A 19,636-nucleotide genomic window follows, 5' to 3' on the forward strand; every position below is an offset into this window, starting at 1 on the left:
CCACTACATTAGGTTTCCTACGGAATGACAATATTATGTTTTAGGTAAACACTATTTCAATTCCGCAAAATACTGCTTCAAAATATCCGCATTATTGCACTCCGACGTCATTACTTCCAAAATCTTTGGTTTCGGATTTGGTTTGAAGAAGTTCGGTAAAACTCTGTCCAAGGTGATTTCGTCTTCCACTTTCGTATAATCAAAGCCAAAGTTTTTCGCCAATAATTCTGCGTTTCTATTATGTTTTGTGGCGATAAACTCGTCCAAAGCATTGGTTCCACTTGGTCCAGGAATGATTTTGAAGATGTTACCTTCAGCATTGTTGAAAATTACAATCCTCGTGTAAGGCGGAATATATTGGTTCCAAAGTCCGTTGATGTCATAGAAAAATGACAAATCGCCGGTAATCAAAATCGTAGGTTCGTCTTCCATCATCGCAAATCCCATTGCGGTAGAAGTACAACCGTCGATTCCGCTGGTTCCTCGGTTGCAGTAGATGTCGTGCTTCTGATAATCAAACAATTGCGCATATCGAATCGCTGAGGAATTGGAAAAATGAATCTTGTAATTTTCAGGAATTTGAGTGGCCAAAAGCTTGAACAAATAGAAATCTGAGAAAGGAGCCTTGTTCAAAAACTCCTCGTGTTTCGCATCTTTTTTGTCCTTCAAAACGTCCCAAAGATTGAAAAACGGTCTTGGCTCGAGATTAATAGATTTCAATAATTTGGAAAAGAAAATCTCAGCTTTGGTTTCTATTTTTTGCGTTAAGGCGTAGTAAGTGTCTGGTTGCCAATACTCATCGATGTGCCAATGTTGAAGTGGCTTGGCTTTTCGAAGGAATTGTTTTACGCGTTTTGAAACAACATTTTGTCCGATTGTAATTAATAAATCTGGCGCATAAGTCCTGAAATCTTCTTCAGTAAAATCTGTGATATATCGGTCGATGTGGGCAAAAAATTTCTCGTGCTGAAGATTGGAATTCATTTCCGTTAAAATTACAACGGTATGATTTTTAACCAATTGAGAAAGTTGCGCTTGCAATTCTGGATTTGGCGCCAATGTTCCGGCAAGAATCAAAATTCGTTTGGAAGTGTGCCAATCTGCAACCAAGTTTGTAGGAAGTTCGTAAGCTTTTTTCTGAATTGTTTTTTCCACAATTGGCAAAACCGGCAATTCATCTACCAAGTTGTAAAGTGGCTCTGTCAAAGGAATATTGATGTGAACCGGACCGCTTTTTTCGATGCAAAGTTCAACCGCTTTTTTGATGGTTTCGAAGTTGTAATCTTCTGCGCCGTCTTTCTCATCTTCCAACAATTCGAAATCGCCGTAGGAATGTTGCTGGAAAATATTTTTTTGTCTAATCGTCTGGCCATCAAACAAATCCACAAAATCGGAAGGTCTGTCTGCGGTCAAAATCAAAAGTGGAATGTTTTGATAAAAAGCTTCCACAACAGAAGGGTAATAATTTGCCGCCGCAGAACCACTTGTACAAGTGATTGCTACTGGGTTTTTGATGGATTTCGCAATGCCCAAACCAACAAATCCAGCCGACCTTTCGTCCACAATACTGTAACATTGAAAGGCATCAATCTCGGAAAAATGAATCGACAAAGGCGCGTTTCTAGAACCTGGAGAAATGATGATTTTGTCGATGCCGTATTGCTCAAGAATATGTGCGAGAATTTGGATGCTTCGTTTTGCGGAATATTGCTTCATTTGTGAAATTTACTGAAAATTAATTCTGATTGCAAATTTAATCAAAAGCTTTCAAACTCGCTTAAAACAATCGCAATTGTTGCGTTCTGCTTCCCGTAAAATGTTCGGTTGTGAGACTTGCTCTTTCCTGATTTGCAAAAAATTTCTTTTTCCCGATTTCAAAGGTTTTATGAATCATCTCTGCAATATTTCCTTCACCTTGATAACGCTGAAAATATCTTTTCTCACCAAGATTTCCGCCTCGCATCGAGCGGATGAGATTCAGAACCTTGTCTTTTCTGTCGGGGAAATGGGTTTCCAGCCATTGGATGAAAACAGGTTCAACGGTATCATTCAATCTGACCAAAGTGTAACCGCAACTTCTCGCGCCAGCTTCGGAAACGGCTTTCATTATGCCAAGACTTTCGTCGCTTGTCAAACCCGGAATGACTGGCGCAATCATCACATTCACGGGAATGTTTTTCGATGATAAAACTTCGATGGCTTTCAGTTTGTTTTTTGCGGTAGAAGTTCGTGGTTCCATCACGCGTCGAAGTTCTTCGTTGATGGTCGGAATGCTCAGCGAAACGGAAATCAGATTTTTCTCCGCCATTTTTTCGAGAATGTCAATGTCTCTCAGAACCAAAGCGTTTTTGGTTATGATGGAAACCGGATGTCTGTAATCCAAACAAACCTGAAGCAATTTCCTTGTAATTTCAAATTGTCTTTCAATCGGCTGGTAACAATCTGTGTTGCCGGAAAGCATAATGGTTTTCGGAACGTAAGATTTCTTCTGAAAAGTTTTCTCCAAAAGTTCCGGCGCATTTTTCTTAACCATCAATTTTCTTTCGAAGTCAACGCCTGCGCTGTAACCCCAAAATTCGTGAGTTGGTCGGGCGAAACAGTAGGAACAGCCGTGCTCGCAACCTTGGTACGGATTCATAGAATAATCCATCATCAGGTCTGGACTTTTGATGACGTTGATGATGCTTTTCGGGAAAACTTCTGTGACTTGTGTTTTGATTAAATCCAATTCAAAATCTTCCGGTTCGTGAGTGAATCGGTCAAATTTGTTGACAACATTTCGTTGAGCGCCTTGCCCTTTTGGGATTTGAGAGTTCAATGTTTTGGGTTCTAAGTTTGGAATCTTACGGTCAGAGTTTCATTAATTCAAAAAAATAGAATTTGAAAGCTTAAGAGCCTGTTTAAAAATGATTAAAAAATAAAATTTTCAAAGCATTTTTCTTTTCCCCAGCCCTAAAGGGTGGAAAAATGCCTTGAAAATTTCATCAAAATTACTCCCTTTAGGGTCGGGGAAATAATTTTGATGAAATTTAGACAGGCTCTAATTTTTGAACTATAAAATTATCATTAGAAAAATAAAATCTCTCTTAAAATTCCGGAAAGTTTTCCACAAAAAAATCCGGCTCGTGAGAACCGGAAATCTGTATAATTAAAATAGTGTGTGTTATAAAAATGCGTCCAACTCTACGCCGTCATCCGCCGCTGCATAAGGACTTCTCTTGGAATTCCCGAATAATAGATGATGGTCAGAATAATCGCTGTTGTAAACTCTGTTTCTTAAATATTTTCTCGCCACCAAAACGCCCAGAACAGCTGCTGTCCCGAAAATTCCGGCAAAGATGATTTCTACGTTTCTCTTCATATTCTTAAAGATTAATATTTTTTTCCAAGCAAAAGATGTTCCTTTTTGATTGGCCAAGCTCAATCTTATCAAAAATTTAAGATTCTGAACGGCAGTTTTTACAGTTCAGTCGGTTTTTTTAACAATTCGGTCATATATAATTGCTTAACTTTTCTTTCTGTCCTAATTTTGAACTCAAGAAATTAAAATATGAATAAGAAATCATTAATAACGCTCTCGTGGATTACACTTGGCTCGTCCATTTTTTTCTTCACTTTTTTCTCAAATGAAAAGACTTTGGAAAATTTTGGCTACAACTTGCTGATTTCTGCAATGTATGCATTTGGATTAGGGTTGAGTAATGGTTATGTGAATGATTTTCTTAATAAAAAACTATCGTGGGCAGACCAGACCAGGCTTAGAACCATTACAGGAATCATAGCAACATTGATTGTCAACTTCATTATGGTTTATTTGTGTACTTATTTAAACTATGTGGTCATCCAAAAAGTGGCTACTGCAGAAGATATCTTTTCCAAAAAATACACTTTTAGCATTTGGTTTATGATAAATTTTGCGTTGATGATTTCGGCTTTCCTTCACGCCAAAGGTTTTATGGAAGAGCTGAAGAAAACTTCGAAGAAAGAAGTCGTGGAACAGAAACTCATCGCTAAATCTGCCAATGCCCAATTCGAATCTTTGAAGAACCAGTTGGACCCGCATTTTCTCTTCAATTCACTGAATGTTCTCACAGCTTTGATTGATGAAAATCCGGAACAGGCGCAGAAGTTCACCACATCGATGTCGAAAATCTATCGCTATGTTTTGGAACAAAAAGATAAGGAGATGGTGAAAGTAGAGGATGAGATAGAATTTGCAAAAATCTACTGCAACCTTCTGAAAACCAGATTTGAAGATAGCGTCAATTTCACTTTAGACATCAATCCTGACGATTTGCAAAAACAGGTTGTGCCGCTTTCGTTACAATTATTACTAGAAAATTGCATCAAACATAATTTCGCCACATCCTCGAAACCATTGAATGTCAGAATCTTTACCGAAGGAAAATTTCTCTGCATCGAAAATAATCTTCAGGTCAGAGAGCTACTTACAGAAAGCGCTGGAATCGGCTTGGCAAACATCGTTCAGCGATACGCACTTCTTACGAAAGACAATGTTTATATAGAAAAATCAGAAGAAAACTTCAAAGTCAAAATACCAATATTAATAGAAAAAAACTCACAAAAAATGACAACTTACACCTCACAAACCACAGAAAATGCAGCTTACGAAAAAGCGGTAAAAAGAGTAAAAGAACTGAAAGGTTTCTACGGAAATTTAATTTCATATTGCATTATCATTCCGTTTTTGGTAATCCTTAACCTAATCACTTCTCCAAGAGAAATCTGGTTTTATTGGCCAATGCTTGGATGGGGAATTGGACTTTTGGCTCACGGGATGAACGTCTTCGCAATCGGTAAAAATTGGGAAGAAAAGAAAATCCAAGAGATAATGAACAATCAGAAATAACATAATAACAGATAACAATGGAACACATCAATAAACAAAATCCACGTTACGAAGTGGCCGTGGAAAGAGTCAGAAAAATCAAAAAATTCTATACAGGAATCTTGGTTTTTGCAATTGTATTCGGAATCGTTTATGGAATTAAGTTTTTCAAACACGGATTTCCACAAAACCTTGGAGAGATGCAAGTTTCCTGGATTTTTATCATCTGGGGATTGATTCTCGCAATCAAAGGAATTAAGTTGTTTTTCTTCAATTCCGATTGGGAAAATGATATGATTAATAAAGAACTCAAAAAGCAAAACGATGGAAATTATCAAAGATAAAAACGAAATCAAATACCTTGAAGCTAAGAAAAGAGTGAAAAAGCTGAAAGGTTTTTACATCCATTTGACAATTTATGTTCTTGTAAATCTGGTGATTGTGTTGATTAATTATCAGGATTTAAAACCTGGCGAAAGCTATTTTAAGTATGAAAATTTCATCACCTTGTTCTTCTGGGGAATTGGTTTGCTAGCACACGCAATGAGTGTTTTCGTTCCTCAATTTGTTCTCGGGAAAAATTGGGAAGAGCGAAAAATCAGGGAATTAATGGACAAAGAAAAATAATTTACCTAATTTCGAATTAAATAAAATAAACCATAAAAATGATAAGAACGATAATCATCGAAGACGAAAAACCAGCAGTCAGAAGGCTTGAGAAATTATTAGGTTTGTTTTCTGATTTAGAAGTAGTTGCAAGCCTAAATTCTGTGGAGGAATCCGTGAGTTGGTTTCAGGAAAATGGACATCCGCAATTGATTTTTTCGGACATCGTTCTCGGCGACGGATTATCGTTTGATATTTTTGATAAAGTTTCTACTAAGGCTTTTATCATTTACACAACGGCTTTTGACCAATATACTTTGAAGGCTTTCAAACTCAACAGCATTGATTATCTTTTGAAACCTATCGAGAAAGAAGATTTAGCAAAAGCAATTGAGAAATTCAAATCATTTTTGCCGGAGCAAGGCGCTGTTAATTCACAGGAAATCAGACAAATCGTTAAAAAAGAACAGGCGACACTTTCTAGAATTTTGGTCAAAATTGGATATAATTTGAAAGTGGTTTCCATCAATGAGGTCAGTTGTTTCTACAGCGAAAACAAAATCGTTTATCTTCAAACCAAAGAACGAAATTTTCCGACAGATTTCACTTTGGACGAACTTGAAAATGTCCTAGAGACTTCCAAGTTTTTCCGTGTCAACAGACAATTCATCATCAGCTCAGATTACATCAAAAACATTCACACTTCGCCTAATTACAAAGTTGATTTGGAAATCCAGCCGGAGGAAGAAATTACGGTAAGTCGTGATAGAGTGAAGGATTTTAAAGATTGGTTGGCTGGAAATTAGAATAAAAAAAACCTCCAGATTTTCTGAAGGTTTTACTATTTAAATTTGATTGTAACTAAGCTTTCTTGCGTTCCGGTCTTTGTCCGTCAGTTCTAAAACCACCTTTCTGATGTTCTTTGCGATTCGCCTGGAACTTTGCAAACTGGTCTTTTGATAGGATTTTCTGAACTTTTTCGTCAAAATCTTTTCTGTTTTTTTCAAAATTCGCTTTCATTTTAGAATCGTGCATTCTTTGGCCTTTTTCGCCCTGAGGTCTGTTTTTTGCAAACTTCGCTTCCCTGTCTTTGTAAAGCGCCTGTATTTTTTGTTTCTGTGCAGGCGTTAGATTGTAGTTATCAAACTCTTTCATTCGCTGTTCTGCTGTTGGTCTTTGACCTCTGTCTTGTCTCTCTTGTGCGTTTATCGTTAATGCTACAAATAAACCTGCAACTACTAATAACTTTTTCATAATAAATAATTTTACGTGTTAAAAAATGTTTTTGTTGAGTGATATTGAACAATTAGCATTCCTTTATTCATCGTAGTTTAGCGGTCATAGACAAAACTCGGTTTTGTATCGACGAACGTAAACATTGTCTAGACAAAACAGGCTTCACGAAAATTCCGCAAAGCCTGTTCAATTATTTAATTTCAATTTATTTCTAAGAAATCACGCCGCTTCCAATCAGTTCATCATCGATGTACCAAGCCGCAAATTGCCCTTCTGCAATCGCCGATTGAGGATTTTCAAATTCCATATAGAATCCATTTTCGAATTGATGAATCGTGACTTTCTCCAAAGTTTGACGGTATCTGATTCTAGCCAATACGTCCATAGATTCTCCATTTTTCAATCTCAAATCTTCGCGGACCCAATGTAATTCGGCATTTTCAATTTTCAAAGCTTTTCGGAAAAGTCCGGGGAAATTTTTCCCTTCACCTACGAAGATGATGTTGTTTTCCATCTCTCGCTGGATAATGAAACAAGATTCCTTGTGACCACCAATTCCCAAACCTTTGCTTTGCCCAATCGTGAAAAACTGCGCACCTTGATGCTTGCCAATCACTTTTCCGTCCTCTTTTTTATAATTGATTTTCGCCGACAGATATTCCAGCTCCTCTAATTTTGAATTAAAAGTTGGAGTCTCTTTATGGAATTCAGCAAAGTCATTGAAAATCTCAACAATTTCACCTTCTTTCGGAACGAGTTGTTGTTGAAGAAAAGTCGGCAAACTCACTTTCCCAATGAAACAAAGGCCCTGAGAATCTTTCTTATCCGCGGTTACCAATCCAATTTCCTTAGCGATTTCCCTTACTTCAGGCTTAGTCAATTCTCCGATTGGGAACAACGCTTTCGACAATTGGTCTTGGCTCAATTGGCAAAGGAAATAACTTTGGTCTTTGTTAGTATCTTTCCCTGCAAGCAAGTGAAAAATCTCCTTTCCATTTTCATCAAAAGTCGAAGTCACGCGCGCATAATGTCCGGTCGCAACTTTCTCAGCACCAAGCGATAAAGCTGTTTTCATAAAAACATCGAATTTCACTTCGCGGTTGCAAAGCACATCGGGATTTGGCGTTCGTCCTTTCTGATATTCGTCAAACATATAATCCACGATTCGCTCCTTGTAGAGCTCGCTCATATCGATGACCTGATAAGGAATTCCTAATTTTTGTGCGACGAGAAGCGCATCATTACTATCTTCAATCCAAGGGCATTCATCTTCCAATGTCACCGATGCATCGTTCCAGTTTCGCATAAAAAGTGCGATGACCTCGTGACCTTGTTGCTGCAAAAGATAAGCGGTCACGCTAGAATCTACGCCTCCGGAGAGGCCAACTACTATTTTCATTTGATTTCAATTTTACGAAACTCTTGACGGGAGTTCTTAGTTTGAGATTGCAAAAATACAATTAAAACTTTCGCGAAAAAACCATAATTTTAAGGATTGATAAAAACGATATTACAAAAATCAATTATTTGGGCAGCTATTTCCGCCTTCCACTCCCAATCTTTTTTGCCCAGGCTTTTCCCATAGCAAAAAAGGATTTCCGTTCAAGTCGGGCTGCGGGATTCAACCTTTGAATAAAATGCCAACACAAAAACCACATTAATTATGAAAAAATTGTTTAGTCTTTCTTTAATTTTAATTAGCTTCCTAAGTTTTTCCCAGATAGCAATCAGTCCAGAAACGCCGGCCAATCGCTGGACTTTCGGTGGTGGATTAGGCGTTGGTTTCGGAAGTGATAGTTATTTCAATCTGCAGGTTTCTCCCAGAGTCGGTTACAAAATCACAGACCAATTGGAAGGCGGCGTTATCGGAAATGTTTCCTGGCAGACTTCAGATTTTTACAAATCGACAATGTTTGGCGTTGGTCCTTTTATGAATTATTATTTTGCCCGTTCTTTCTTTGTAGGTGCCAATCTTCAGCAATATTTCATTAATTCACAAGAAAAATTCACAGGTTATAAATTTGATAAAGATGAAACGGCACTTTATCTAGGCGGCGGCTATATGCAGCCGTTGGGAAATAATGCATTTGCACAATTTGGATTGATGTACAATGTGTTGTGGAAGGAGAGAAGTAGTATTTTCAGTTCCGGATTTATCCCAAGTGTGGGATTTGTGGTAGGCTTATAAAAAAAATAAAGTCCTCCTATTTATCATCATTCGTGTTTGGATAGATTTTTTTAGAGGACCTTATTAGGAACTGCAAAGGTAGAATGAATATTCGAAACAAAAATTAACCTTTGTTAATTTCCCTTCAAAAGTCTCTTTTTAATTCTACTAAGTGATACCGGCGTGATTCCCAGTAGTGATGCAATATATTTTGAAGGCACTTTCTGCAGAACTTTTGCGTTGGCTTCCAGATGTTTCTGATATCGTTCTTCGGGATTCAGGAGTACAAAATCTTCGATGTTTTGTAAGAGGATTCCAATCATTTGCAAGAACATATTGGCCCGCAAATTGTTGATGGTCAGACTTTTTTGAGAACCAAGGTGAATCGCATCATAGGTCAATTCAAATAGTTCGGTCTCGCCAATGGATTGGTAGAAATATCTCGAAGGCTGATTGTAGATAATTCCATCATAATTACCGAAAAAACTCTTCTTGTTGTGAAAAAGGATGGTCTTTTCCGCACCGTTGGCTTCCAAGTGATAAACACGTACAATTCCACTTTTGATGAAATAGACCTTGCGATTGTTATCTCCTGGCCTGATGTAGATTTCCCCAGATTTGAAGGTTCTCAGCGTGGTGTAAGGCGTAAGGATTTCCACGTCTTCTTTCGTAATTCCTGGAATGTTTTGTAACAAATATTCTTTTGAAGATTCTTCCATAATATAAAAAAGACCACCCGCAAAGGTGGTCTATATAGTTTTGAAATGATTTACTTTACGATTTGCTCTTCTTTCACATTTTCGCCTTCCAAACCATCTTTGGCTTCGTTGACTTTCAGGACAACTGTTTCACCTTCACCAAATTGTTTGTTGACAAGCATTTCCGCCAACAAGTCTTCGATGTATTTCTGGATTGCACGTTTCAGAGGTCTCGCTCCAAAATCTTTGTCCCATCCTTTTTCTGAGATGAAATCTTTCGCTTCTTCCGTCAATTCGATTCTGTAGCCTAATTTTTCCAATCTGCCATACAATTTGGACAATTCCAAATCGATGATTCTCTTAATATCTTTCTGCTCAAGAGAGTTGAAGATAATAATGTCATCAATTCTGTTCAGGAATTCCGGCGCAAATGCTTTCTTCAAAGCGTTCTCAATTGTAGACCTCGCTCTTGCATCGGTATTGGTTTTCTTTGCATTGGTTCCGAATCCTACACCATCTCCGAAGTCTTTCAGGTCTCTGGTTCCGATATTCGAAGTCAGAATAATGATTGTATTTCTAAAATCAATTTTTCTACCTAATGAATCGGTTACAAAACCTTCGTCCAAAATTTGCAACAAAATATTGAACACATCTGGATGTGCTTTCTCGATCTCATCAAGAAGAACGACTGCGTAAGGTTTTCTTCGCACAGCTTCCGTCAATTGTCCGCCTTCTTCGTATCCAACGTATCCTGGAGGCGCTCCAACCAATCTGGAAACCGCGAATTTCTCCATATACTCACTCATATCGATCCTGATCAAAGCTTCGTCTGAGTCGAATAATTCACGAGCCATTACTTTGGCCAATTCGGTTTTACCAACACCAGTTGTTCCAAGGAAAATAAATGTTCCAATTGGTCTGTTCGGGTCTTTAAGACCAGCTCTGTTTCTCTGGATGGCTTTCACCACTTTCTTCACAGCGTCTTCCTGACCGATAACTTTTCCATTAAGTTTATCATCCATTTGAGCCAATTTATCAAGCTCATTTTTACCAACTTTCGTTACAGGAACGCCACTCATCATAGAGACCACTTCCGCAACACTTTCTTCGGTCACTTCTTCTTTTTTCTCTTTGACGTCTTTGTCCCACTGTTCCTGAGCAAGATTTAATTCGATTTGAAGTCTTTCTTCCTCGTCTTTCAGTTTTCTTGCTTCAAGATAATCTTGGGCTTTCACCGCTTGTTGTTTCAATTCCTTCACTTCTTCAATGCGCGTTTCGTGCTCGATGATCTCGGAAGGAACTTTCATATTTTTGATATAGACTCTAGATCCGGCTTCGTCCATCGCATCAATTGCTTTGTCCGGAAGGAATCTGTCTGTGATATATCTCGCTGTCAAATTCACACAAGCCTGGATGGCTTCATCTGTGTAATGAACATTGTGATGGTCTTCGTATTTATCTTTGATCTGATGAAGGATTTGAATCGTTTCATCAACCGTAGTTGGCTCTACCATTACTTTTTGAAAACGACGTTCCAAAGCTCCATCTTTCTCGATATATTGTCTGTACTCATCAAGCGTTGTAGCACCAATACATTGGATCTCACCTCTTGCCAAAGCTGGTTTGAACATATTGGAAGCATCTAAACTTCCAGTAGAACTTCCAGCGCCAACGATCGTGTGCAACTCATCGATGAAAAGGATGACATCGCGGTTTTTCTCCAATTCTGTCATGATCGCTTTCATTCTCTCTTCGAATTGTCCACGATATTTGGTTCCAGCAACTAAACTCGCAAGATCAAGGGTAATGACTCTCTTTCCATAAAGAACGCGAGAAACTTTTTTCTGCTGAATTCTCAAAGCCAAACCTTCTGCAATCGCCGATTTACCAACACCTGGCTCACCGATCAAAAGCGGATTGTTTTTCTTTCTTCTTGATAAGATCTGAGAAACCCTTTCAATTTCTTTTTCACGACCGATGACCGGATCCAGTTTTCCATCTCTTGCGAGAGAAGTTAAATCACGACCGAAGTTGTCCAAAGTTGGGGTTTTACTTTTTTGAGCGCCAAGATTTCCCGTCGGCTTTTTCATTTGGCTGTAAGGTTCTTCTTTCTCTTCGTCATCATCATACGCACTGTTTTGTGGCAACTGATCGGTGTTTTTCAACATCGTTCTGTATGCTTTTTGCACAGCGTCATAATCGATATCGTAAGCTTGAAGAATATTTGCCGTTGGATCTTCCTGTTTGTACAGAACACCTAATAAAAGATGCACCGTATTGATGTCAGAAGATTGATATTGGCGACATTCCAGCTCAGATCTTTTCACGGCCTGATCTGCCATTTTTGTAAAAGAAATGCTTCCCATATTCGCTGTAAACGGGTTTGAGTTTACAGAGCTCAGGGTTTCTATTTTTCTCTTTATCTGGGTAAGATCTGCGCTTAGACTTTCGAGGATCTCCTTTGCAGAATTTTCAGTTTTGATGATTCCTAAAAGGAAATGTTCAGTATTCAGAAATTCACTCTGCAAACGCCTTGCTTCATTTTTGCTTTGCTTGAACACGCGGTTCAAACCGTCTGAAAATTTATAATCCATAATTAAAAATTATACACTAAGTTATGTTTTTTATGATAAATCCTACAATTAATTATTGTAAAATTTAAATATTTGTTTGCAAATAGATTGCCATTAGAAAAAAACGGACTTTATGACTTGATTTTTTTATAAAATTGTTTAGGTTTGTAAACCTCAAAAATCACCAGATGAATAATTGGTCAGAATATGTCGGTTACTTAGCGTCTGTCTTCATCGTAGTCAGCTTCTTGCTCAAGGATATTAGAACGATCAGGACCATTAATTTATTGGGCTGCATCTGTTTTGTGATCTACGGATTCTACTATGGCGTGCTGTGGCCGATCATCATTCCAAATGGCATTCTCGCCTTGATCCAGATCTATAATATTGTAAAAAAGAATTAGAATGAAAGTTGTCATTAGTGTTTTCAATAATCTATATACCGACCAGCGTGTGGAAAAGGTATGTAAAACACTTTATGATAATGGCTACGAGCCTGTTCTGATCGGATGCAACTGGCTTGGAGCGCCAGAAATGGAAAGGCCTTATCCTTTTTTCAGGATTGATTTGAAGTCAAAAAAACTTCGGTTTGCGTACATCGAATTTCAAAGAAAACTGTACAAAGAGGTTTTGAAAAATGCTGACAATAAGACCATTTTATTGGCCAATGATCTGGAAACCCTTATGCCAAATTATCTGATTTCCAAAAAACTCAACATCCCGATCGTCTTCGACAGCCACGAGATCTTTACAGAAATGCCAACCATCCAAGGCCGTTGGGTAAAGCACGTTTGGAAGAAAATCGAAAAAACCTTTGTCCCGAAGATCAAACGAATGATCACCGCAAGTAATTCCTACGCCAACTGGTTTGTAAAGGAATACGAGATCAATAAACCAACTGTCATTAATAATCTGCCAAGAAAAATCGAGTTTACGGGAACCAAGGAAAATTCGAAGAAAATAATTCTTTATCAAGGATGGCTCAATTATTCCCGAGGGATCGACAAGGCCATTCTCGCCATGCAATCGATTGACAATGCTGAACTTTGGATCGCAGGCGGCGGACCGATGGAATCAGAATTTTGGAATTTGGCCAAACAATCCGGCGTTGAAGATAAAATTAAATTTCTCGGAAAACTTTGCCCTTCTGATTTACGGACGATCACCCCAAAAGCTGATGTAGGTTTAAGCATCGAGGAAAATAAAGGGCTTAGTTATTATTATTCATTACCAAACAAAATCTCAGATTACATCCAATCCCGAGTTCCTGTGGTGGTTTCCAATTTCCCGGAGATGACGAACATCGTCAACACTTTCGATGTGGGAGAGATCATAGAAAATCATTCGCCAGAACACCTTGCGGAGAAGATAAATCTGGTACTGAAGAACGGCAAAGCCTTCTATCTCCATAACCTTAATGTAGCATCCGACGAACTGTGCTGGGAAAATGAAGAAGACAAGATCCTGAAAATTTTCAGCGATTCCAGAAAAGAGTTGGAGCACAACCATTAACCTTTCCACTTTTTTACATCTAAAAGTTGCATCATTCTTGATGTATTAACTTTATAAAATAATGAAAATGAAATCTTTAATATTAATATTCAGTCTAGCTTTGATGACGATAGGCTGCACAAGCCAAACCTATCTGGATCCCACCACTTTGAGTTCTGTGGTTCAAAATAAAGAATTTGATTTCAACGCAACCAAGGCGTTCCCAACCAATTTTGATGTCATCAATGTTATGAACTCAATGCCAGGCTCGACTGGAACAAGAATTTTGAATCTAGATCCGGGGAACGGATTTAATTTAAAAAAAGACCTTTTTAGTGTCGCTTTGCCTTATTTCGGAAGAGCTTTCAATGCAAGTCCGGGCGATGCAATTAATGGTGGATTGCGATTTGAATCCAAAGATTTCCGTGTAAAACAGTCGGTTACCAAAAAAGGGAATACAATGTTTACAATCACAACAGTGGATCAAAAAGAAAGCTACATTTTCACTTTGGAGATCTTTAAAAACGGAAGCGCATTTTTGTCCGTAAGCTCGAATAACAGACAACCTATCAGTTTTGATGGTAATATTTCGGCTGGCGGTAATTAATTTCCGAACAATTTTTTAACAAATTCTCTTGCTTCTGAACTCGAATTTGAATGGAGATCGGAAGCATTTTTTTTATGTTCGAGGTAAGAATTTTCTAATGAATGATCTCGCTTGGCTTTTTCCAAAATATATTCTTTAACCCAAAATTCGAATCTTTTTTCAGCCTGATCTCTTCGGTTTTCCAGAAAAGTTCCATTCTTATTTTTGAGTGAAATGAAGTTTTCTATCTTTTCGAAGGTTTCAGTTAAACCTTCATTTTCTAGCGCTGAACCTAATATAATTGGCACTTTCCAATCTTTTTCTTTCGCAGTGATGAATTGTAAGGCTCTGGACAATTCGGTCTTCGTGAGTTTGGCTTTTGCGAGATTTTCGGAATCCACTTTATTAATGAAAATCAAATCTGCCATTTCCATGATCCCACGTTTGATGCCTTGAAGTTCGTCGCCGCCGCCAATAATTTTTAGAAAAAGAAAAACGTCGGTAATATCATTTACCAAAGTCTCGCTTTGACCAACCCCAACGGTTTCGATTAAAATATAATCGTAACCTGCCGCTTCGCAAATTAATAAACTTTCATAAGTTGTGTTCGCAATGCCACCAAGAAATCCGGAACTTGGACTAGGACGGATAAACGCATTTGGGTCTTTCGCCAATTCTTCCATTCTCGTTTTATCGCCCAGAATACTTCCTTTGTTGATGGACGAACTTGGATCTACCGCTAAAACGGCCACCTTCTTTCCTTTCTCGATTGCCAGTTTTCCAAATGTTTCTATAAAAGTAGATTTTCCTGAGCCAGGAACGCCAGTGATTCCAATTCTGATGGACTTTCCAGTAAAAGGTAAAATGGCTTTCAAAAGCTCGTCGGCGAGATCTCTGTGTTCGGGTTTTTTACTTTCAATAAGGGTAATGGCTTTTCCCAGGATCCGTTTATCAGACGCTTTGATCCCATTGATGTAATCGTCGATACCGAATTGCTTTGCCATATTTGGAATTGTTACAAATTAGAACAGAGGGTTAGAAGCTGTGTTCAAATTAATTATTTTTGATGAAAATCAAATTCAAAAATAATGAAAAAATACATATACAGCTTGTGTCTTTTAGGCGTCATCGTCTATTCTTGTAAAACCCAACAGACAGCTCCAGTTGCAGCGTCTCCAGAAACTTCTGTCGCCACGGCTAATCTTAGCAAGGAAGAAATGCTCAAAAAAGGAGAAGACCTGTTCAATCTGAAGTGTGGCAGATGCCACGGATTGCCTTCGCCTGGAGATTTCACAGTGGCTGATTGGAAACCGATCATCGCTGCAATGGCACCGAAAGCAAAACTAAATGCTGAAGAGACCAATTGGGTTTTGGCTTATGTGAATGAAAATGCTAAGAAATAAAAAAGAGAAACCAGAAAGTTTCTCTTTTATTCATTAATACAGTGTACGTTTTACATTTTACAAAAATTACCACGGACTGATTCCAGTCTCGTCTTCGATATCATTGCTGAAGAATTGTCCTGTTGGCGCGTCATCTTCGGTCAAAGTATGTTTGATGATGAAGCTGGCTGCACTTTCCACAGAGCCTGGACCGCTGTGGTGGTTGAAATCTGTCGCCGTGTAACCTGGATCGATGACATTCACTTTGAAATTTGAATCTTTCAATTCGTGAGCTAAAACTATCGTGTACGCATTCAAAGCTGTTTTGGATGGTCCGTAGGCCGCAGATTTTACTTGATAATATTTCCAATTTGGATCGTTGTGAAGCGTCAATGAACCAAGTCCTGAAGTGATGTTGCTGATTCTTGGACTTTCAGATCTCTTAAGCAATTCCAAAAATGCCTGCGTCACATGGATCACACCGAAAAAATTAGTTTCAAAAACTTCTTTGATATTTTCGACAGAAGTTTCTGTGGCAGTTTGAGGCTGTGTTCCCAGAATTCCTGCATTGTTGATGAGAATATCCAATTTTCCGTGCTCTTGTTCAATGCTATTTTTAGCTGCTAAAACTGATTCGTGATTGGTAACATCTATTTCAATTGCTTTGATGTTGTTGAATCCTTGCTCATTAAGTTCTTTTACAATTGCTTCACCTTTTGTGAGGTTGCGACTTCCTAAATAAACAAATAAACCTTTTGCTGAAAGTTGTTTTGCGGTTTCAAGACCAATGCTTCTGTTGGCACCTGTTATTAATACGATTGTCATTTTTTCTTGTTTTAAATTGATGATGTAAAGTTGAATCAATTAAAAACGATAGCATTTGCCAAATGACAAAAAGCGATGATAATTAAATATTTTTTCGGATTCGGCTAAGAGAAGATTGTGTCACACCAAGATAAGAGGCAACGTAAGACAATGGAATTCTGTTCACAACATTCGGATAGATCTCCAAAAATTTGAGATAACGTTTTGTTGCATCTTCTGTCACAAGCGGACTTCTCCGTTCCACTTTCAGTAACAATGCTCTGGAAATGATCTTGTTGACAATAACATCGAAGCCAACAATGGTCTGCAAAAGCTCCAACCAATCTTTTCTTGAGAATATGATCATTTTACAATCTGTAATGGCCTGAACATAAGAACTGGAAATGATTTGATTGTCAAAACTTTCCAGGTCAACGACCAGATTGTTTTCCTCGATGAAATATTTGGTGATCTCTTCGCCTTCATTATTATAATAGCAAACACGTAAAATTCCATCCACCACAAATCCAACCTGACTCGCAATTTTCCCGGTCTCGGAGAAATACTCATCTTTTTTGAAATCAATTTCTTTGGCTTTACTTGTAATAAAGTCAATTTGCTGCGGATTGAGATTCCCGAAGCGTAAAATAAAATCGAATAATTCTTTCATTGTGGAAAGTTAGGGACAAAAATTCTTGGTTGATTTGTCATTTGGTAAAAAATTAAGCTAAAAATTTCTCCAATATCTCGCAAGCAGATTTCGGCAAATTCGTTCCCGGACCAAAAATATGATGCGCCCCATTTTGATACAAAAATTCATAATCCTGTTGCGGAATTACACCACCAACAACGATTGTAATATCATCTGCACCCAATTTTTTCAACTCTTCCACCACTTGCGGAACCAAAGTTTTATGTCCAGCCGCCAGAGACGAAACACCCAAAATGTGAATGTCATTTTCCACTGCCTGCTTCGCAACTTCTTCAGGCGTTTGAAATAATGGTGCGACATCGACGTCAAATCCCATATCTGCAAATGCAGTTGCAACGACTTTTGCGCCACGGTCGTGACCATCTTGTCCCATTTTTGCGACCATGATTCTTGGTCGTCTTCCTTCTTGGTCTTCAAATTTTTGACTTAAAGCAACCGCCTTTTCAAAGTATTCATTTTTGCTTGCATTCATCGCGTAAACTCCTGATATGGTTCTGATATTGGCTTTATAACGTCCGAAACTTTCCTCCATTGCATCGCTCATTTCGCCAAGTGTAACTCTTCTGCGAGCGGCTTCGATGCAAAGTTCCAGAAGATTTCCGTTTCCTGTTTTTGCTGTTTCTCGAATTTGATTTAAAATTTCTTCAACTTTTGAAGAATCACGATTTAATTTTATTGAATTTAATCTTTCGATTTGTTTTCTTCTAACTTCCGTATTATCGATGTCGAGGATTTCGATTTCGGTTTGTTTCAAATCGGATTTGAAGGAATTGATGCCGATGATGAATTCTTCTCCGCTATCGATTTTTGCTTGCTTGATGGCCGATGCTTCCTCGATTCTCATTTTCGGAATTCCGGCTTCGATGGCTTTCGTCATTCCGCCTTCTTTTTCCACTTCATCGATGAATTTCATTGCTTCCTCGATCATTTGTTGCGTTAAAGTTTCAATCAAATGACTTCCGCCCATTGGGTCAACGACGTCGCAGATTCCGCTTTCTTGTTGAAGGATAATCTGTGTATTTCTTGCGATTTTCGCCGAATAATCTGTTGGTAAAGCAATCGCTTCGTCCAAAGCATTGGTGTGCAAAGATTGTGTTCCGCCCAAAGCTGAAGATAATGCTTCGATTGTTGTTCGGGTAATATTGTTGAAAGGTTCCTGCTCTGTCAAACTCCAGCCAGATGTTTGCGAATGCGTTCTTAAGGCTAAGGATTTTTGATTCTGAGGATTGAATTGTTTCAGAAGATTTGCCCAAATATATCTTGCCGCTCGCATTTTCGCAATTTCCATAAAATGATTCATTCCGATGGCCCAGAAGAACGATAATCTCGGCGCAAAATCATCGACGTTCATTCCCGCTTTTATTCCGGTTCGCACGTATTCCAAACCGTCGGCTAAGGTGTAGGCCATTTCCAAAACCGGCGTTGCGCCAGCTTCCTGCATATGATAACCAGAGATGGAAATCGAGTTGAATTTCGGAATATGCTTGGAGGTGTATTCGAAAATATCCGCGATGATTTTCATTGATGGCGTTGGTGGATAGATGTAAGTGTTTCGCACCATAAATTCCTTCAAAATATCATTCTGAATGGTTCCGGAAAGCTTATCCATCGAGATTCCTTGTTCTTCTGCCGAAACAATATAAAAAGATAAAATCGGCAAAACCGCGCCATTCATTGTCATCGAGACTGAGATTTCGTCTAATGGAATCTGGTCAAACAAAATCTTCATATCCTCAACCGAATCTATTGCTACGCCTGCTTTTCCAACGTCTCCAACAACTCTTGCGTGGTCGGAATCGTAACCGCGATGTGTTGCCAAATCGAATGCAACAGAAAGACCTTTTTGTCCAGCTTGGAGATTTCTTCTGTAAAATGCATTTGATTCTTCGGCTGTAGAAAATCCAGCATATTGGCGGATTGTCCAAGGTTTTTGAACGTACATAGTGGAATATGGACCACGAAGAAAAGGCGCAATCCCTGCGGAGCCTGCTTTGATGTCTTTGTTTTTGACATCTTCGCTGGTGTATTTTGATTTCAGTTCCAAACCGTCTTTTTCAAAAGTGTAATTTTCTGAATTGGAATCGAAGGTAATGTTATTGAAATCAGGGTTTTGGTTCTGGATTTTGTGGCGCATTTTGGATTGGTCTTGATGAAAGTAAATGTAAGGATTTTTTTTAACCACAAAGAGCTCAAAGTTTTTGCACAAGGTTCACGAGGGTTACTTAGGTTTTTTAACGCAAAGCCTGCGAAGGTTCGCAATAGTACTTCGACGAGCTATGCATAAACTTAAATCCATCAATGAGTACAAAGTGTTTAGATTAGAAATACGAATTGTGTGCTTTGTGAAATCTTTGAGTCTTTGTGGTTTTTACCAAAGCGACAATTTGTCATTAATTGTTGGATGGTCTTTTTTTTGTGAAATGTTGATGGACTGTGGAAACCCGCGACAGGGATAGTAGTGGAAATCCTTTTGCTTGGGAAATGCGTCAATCGGTGACAAATCGTGATAAGCAAAAGATTGCAACGGATAGC

At 38.4% G+C, this 19,636-nt stretch carries 20 protein-coding genes; 9 read left to right on the top strand and 11 right to left on the bottom strand.

The annotated features are described in order from the left end of the window. Positions 1-51 precede the first annotated feature (51 nt). The 3 genes from menD to BMW39_RS08205 form a co-directional block, all read right to left on the bottom strand. The gene (gene menD, locus BMW39_RS08195; protein WP_034973712.1) at positions 52-1,716 is read right to left on the bottom strand and encodes a 2-succinyl-5-enolpyruvyl-6-hydroxy-3-cyclohexene-1-carboxylic-acid synthase; all 1,665 of its coding nucleotides are present in this window, start codon (positions 1,714-1,716) and stop codon (positions 52-54) included. A 61-nt stretch (positions 1,717-1,777) separates the two neighbouring features. After that, a complete protein-coding gene (locus BMW39_RS08200; protein WP_034973714.1) occupies positions 1,778-2,818 on the bottom strand; it encodes a PA0069 family radical SAM protein in 1,041 nt (346 codons plus the stop codon). 345 nt (positions 2,819-3,163) lie between these two features. After that, positions 3,164-3,361, bottom strand: coding sequence for a hypothetical protein (locus BMW39_RS08205; RefSeq protein WP_131474280.1), 198 nt, complete (start codon positions 3,359-3,361; stop codon positions 3,164-3,166). 189 nt (positions 3,362-3,550) lie between these two features. On the opposite strand from BMW39_RS08205, the gene BMW39_RS08210 reads away from it, so the two are divergent. The 4 genes from BMW39_RS08210 to BMW39_RS08225 are packed head-to-tail and all read left to right on the top strand — an operon-like array spanning position 3,551 to position 6,261. Further along, complete coding sequence (locus BMW39_RS08210; RefSeq protein WP_034973717.1) at positions 3,551-4,870, top strand: 2TM domain-containing protein; 1,320 nt, start codon at positions 3,551-3,553, stop codon at positions 4,868-4,870. Between the two features lie 17 nt (positions 4,871-4,887). Beyond that, the gene (locus tag BMW39_RS08215) at positions 4,888-5,193 is read left to right on the top strand and encodes a 2TM domain-containing protein (protein ID WP_034973720.1); all 306 of its coding nucleotides are present in this window, start codon (positions 4,888-4,890) and stop codon (positions 5,191-5,193) included. Next, the gene (locus BMW39_RS08220; protein WP_034973722.1) at positions 5,174-5,476 is read left to right on the top strand and encodes a 2TM domain-containing protein; all 303 of its coding nucleotides are present in this window, start codon (positions 5,174-5,176) and stop codon (positions 5,474-5,476) included. Before BMW39_RS08215 ends, BMW39_RS08220 begins: the two co-directional genes overlap by 20 nt. 38 nt (positions 5,477-5,514) lie before the next feature. After that, entirely contained in the window at positions 5,515-6,261 is a 747-nt protein-coding gene (locus tag BMW39_RS08225; protein WP_083391909.1) for a LytR/AlgR family response regulator transcription factor, read from the top strand. Positions 6,262-6,316: 55 nt separating this feature from the next. Here BMW39_RS08225 and BMW39_RS08230 read toward each other — a convergent pair whose 3' ends face one another. After that, positions 6,317-6,709 (bottom strand): hypothetical protein, encoded by a 393-nt coding sequence (locus BMW39_RS08230; RefSeq protein ID WP_034973724.1) that lies wholly within the window; start codon positions 6,707-6,709, stop codon positions 6,317-6,319. A gap of 193 nt (positions 6,710-6,902) precedes the next feature. After that, on the bottom strand, positions 6,903-8,090 hold the full coding sequence (mnmA, locus tag BMW39_RS08235) for a tRNA 2-thiouridine(34) synthase MnmA (RefSeq protein WP_034973726.1): 1,188 nt from the start codon (positions 8,088-8,090) through the stop codon (positions 6,903-6,905). A gap of 264 nt (positions 8,091-8,354) precedes the next feature. On the opposite strand from mnmA, the gene BMW39_RS08240 reads away from it, so the two are divergent. Continuing rightward, positions 8,355-8,879 carry a hypothetical protein gene (locus BMW39_RS08240; protein ID WP_034973728.1) on the top strand — a complete coding sequence of 175 codons (525 nt, stop codon included), beginning with the start codon at positions 8,355-8,357 and terminating at the stop codon, positions 8,877-8,879. Between the two features lie 113 nt (positions 8,880-8,992). Here BMW39_RS08240 and BMW39_RS08245 read toward each other — a convergent pair whose 3' ends face one another. Then, the gene (locus BMW39_RS08245) at positions 8,993-9,577 is read right to left on the bottom strand and encodes a Crp/Fnr family transcriptional regulator (RefSeq protein ID WP_034973730.1); all 585 of its coding nucleotides are present in this window, start codon (positions 9,575-9,577) and stop codon (positions 8,993-8,995) included. 50 nt (positions 9,578-9,627) lie between these two features. After that, positions 9,628-12,150 carry an ATP-dependent Clp protease ATP-binding subunit gene (locus BMW39_RS08250; RefSeq protein ID WP_034973731.1) on the bottom strand — a complete coding sequence of 841 codons (2,523 nt, stop codon included), beginning with the start codon at positions 12,148-12,150 and terminating at the stop codon, positions 9,628-9,630. Between the two features lie 167 nt (positions 12,151-12,317). Here BMW39_RS08250 and BMW39_RS08255 point away from each other — a divergent pair, with 167 nt between their 5' ends. From BMW39_RS08255 to BMW39_RS08265, 3 genes are all read left to right on the top strand, one after another. Then, positions 12,318-12,533: a hypothetical protein gene (locus BMW39_RS08255; RefSeq protein WP_034973733.1), complete on the top strand. Its 216-nt coding sequence runs from the start codon at positions 12,318-12,320 to the stop codon at positions 12,531-12,533. 1 nt (position 12,534) lies between these two features. Then, positions 12,535-13,641: a glycosyltransferase gene (locus BMW39_RS08260; RefSeq protein WP_034973735.1), complete on the top strand. Its 1,107-nt coding sequence runs from the start codon at positions 12,535-12,537 to the stop codon at positions 13,639-13,641. Positions 13,642-13,708: 67 nt separating this feature from the next. Next, positions 13,709-14,227, top strand: coding sequence for a DUF4251 domain-containing protein (locus tag BMW39_RS08265; protein ID WP_034974285.1), 519 nt, complete (start codon positions 13,709-13,711; stop codon positions 14,225-14,227). Here the strand turns inward: BMW39_RS08265 and meaB are convergent. After that, a complete protein-coding gene (meaB, locus tag BMW39_RS08270; protein WP_034973737.1) occupies positions 14,224-15,210 on the bottom strand; it encodes a methylmalonyl Co-A mutase-associated GTPase MeaB in 987 nt (328 codons plus the stop codon). The genes BMW39_RS08265 and meaB overlap by 4 nt on opposite strands. Positions 15,211-15,294: 84 nt before the next feature. On the opposite strand from meaB, the gene BMW39_RS08275 reads away from it, so the two are divergent. Beyond that, positions 15,295-15,609 (top strand): c-type cytochrome, encoded by a 315-nt coding sequence (locus tag BMW39_RS08275; protein ID WP_034973738.1) that lies wholly within the window; start codon positions 15,295-15,297, stop codon positions 15,607-15,609. Positions 15,610-15,675: 66 nt separating this feature from the next. Here the strand turns inward: BMW39_RS08275 and BMW39_RS08280 are convergent, their stop codons facing one another. The 3 genes from BMW39_RS08280 to scpA all read right to left on the bottom strand — a co-directional run bounded on the left by BMW39_RS08280 (position 15,676) and on the right by scpA (position 19,238). Next, complete coding sequence (locus tag BMW39_RS08280; protein ID WP_034974287.1) at positions 15,676-16,413, bottom strand: SDR family oxidoreductase; 738 nt, start codon at positions 16,411-16,413, stop codon at positions 15,676-15,678. Between the two features lie 82 nt (positions 16,414-16,495). Continuing rightward, positions 16,496-17,062, bottom strand: a complete 567-nt coding sequence (locus tag BMW39_RS08285; protein WP_034973740.1) for a Crp/Fnr family transcriptional regulator — start codon at positions 17,060-17,062, stop codon at positions 16,496-16,498. Between the two features lie 52 nt (positions 17,063-17,114). After that, positions 17,115-19,238 carry a methylmalonyl-CoA mutase gene (gene scpA / locus BMW39_RS08290; RefSeq protein ID WP_034974289.1) on the bottom strand — a complete coding sequence of 708 codons (2,124 nt, stop codon included), beginning with the start codon at positions 19,236-19,238 and terminating at the stop codon, positions 17,115-17,117. Positions 19,239-19,636 lie beyond the last annotated feature (398 nt).

It is taken from the genome of Epilithonimonas lactis, assembly GCF_900110605.1.
GTDB lineage: Bacteria > Bacteroidota > Bacteroidia > Flavobacteriales > Weeksellaceae > Epilithonimonas > Epilithonimonas lactis.

Excerpts from the sequence above, each read along its gene's own strand:
- BMW39_RS08205 (WP_131474280.1), bottom strand. The coding sequence starts at position 3,361 with ATGAAGAGAAACGTAGAAATCATCTTTGCCGGAATTTTCGGGACAGCA.
- BMW39_RS08220 (WP_034973722.1), top strand. The coding sequence starts at position 5,174 with ATGGAAATTATCAAAGATAAAAACGAAATCAAATACCTTGAAGCTAAG.
- BMW39_RS08250 (WP_034973731.1), bottom strand. The coding sequence starts at position 12,150 with ATGGATTATAAATTTTCAGACGGTTTGAACCGCGTGTTCAAGCAAAGC.
- BMW39_RS08275 (WP_034973738.1), top strand. The coding sequence starts at position 15,295 with ATGAAAAAATACATATACAGCTTGTGTCTTTTAGGCGTCATCGTCTAT.
- BMW39_RS08230 (WP_034973724.1), bottom strand. The coding sequence starts at position 6,709 with ATGAAAAAGTTATTAGTAGTTGCAGGTTTATTTGTAGCATTAACGATA.
- mnmA (WP_034973726.1), bottom strand. The coding sequence starts at position 8,090 with ATGAAAATAGTAGTTGGCCTCTCCGGAGGCGTAGATTCTAGCGTGACC.
- scpA (WP_034974289.1), bottom strand. The coding sequence starts at position 19,238 with ATGCGCCACAAAATCCAGAACCAAAACCCTGATTTCAATAACATTACC.
- BMW39_RS08210 (WP_034973717.1), top strand. The coding sequence starts at position 3,551 with ATGAATAAGAAATCATTAATAACGCTCTCGTGGATTACACTTGGCTCG.
- BMW39_RS08260 (WP_034973735.1), top strand. The coding sequence starts at position 12,535 with ATGAAAGTTGTCATTAGTGTTTTCAATAATCTATATACCGACCAGCGT.
- BMW39_RS08255 (WP_034973733.1), top strand. The coding sequence starts at position 12,318 with ATGAATAATTGGTCAGAATATGTCGGTTACTTAGCGTCTGTCTTCATC.
- BMW39_RS08215 (WP_034973720.1), top strand. The coding sequence starts at position 4,888 with ATGGAACACATCAATAAACAAAATCCACGTTACGAAGTGGCCGTGGAA.
- BMW39_RS08225 (WP_083391909.1), top strand. The coding sequence starts at position 5,515 with ATGATAAGAACGATAATCATCGAAGACGAAAAACCAGCAGTCAGAAGG.
- menD (WP_034973712.1), bottom strand. The coding sequence starts at position 1,716 with ATGAAGCAATATTCCGCAAAACGAAGCATCCAAATTCTCGCACATATT.
- BMW39_RS08245 (WP_034973730.1), bottom strand. The coding sequence starts at position 9,577 with ATGGAAGAATCTTCAAAAGAATATTTGTTACAAAACATTCCAGGAATT.
- BMW39_RS08280 (WP_034974287.1), bottom strand. The coding sequence starts at position 16,413 with ATGACAATCGTATTAATAACAGGTGCCAACAGAAGCATTGGTCTTGAA.
- BMW39_RS08285 (WP_034973740.1), bottom strand. The coding sequence starts at position 17,062 with ATGAAAGAATTATTCGATTTTATTTTACGCTTCGGGAATCTCAATCCG.
- meaB (WP_034973737.1), bottom strand. The coding sequence starts at position 15,210 with ATGGCAAAGCAATTCGGTATCGACGATTACATCAATGGGATCAAAGCG.
- BMW39_RS08265 (WP_034974285.1), top strand. The coding sequence starts at position 13,709 with ATGAAATCTTTAATATTAATATTCAGTCTAGCTTTGATGACGATAGGC.
- BMW39_RS08240 (WP_034973728.1), top strand. The coding sequence starts at position 8,355 with ATGAAAAAATTGTTTAGTCTTTCTTTAATTTTAATTAGCTTCCTAAGT.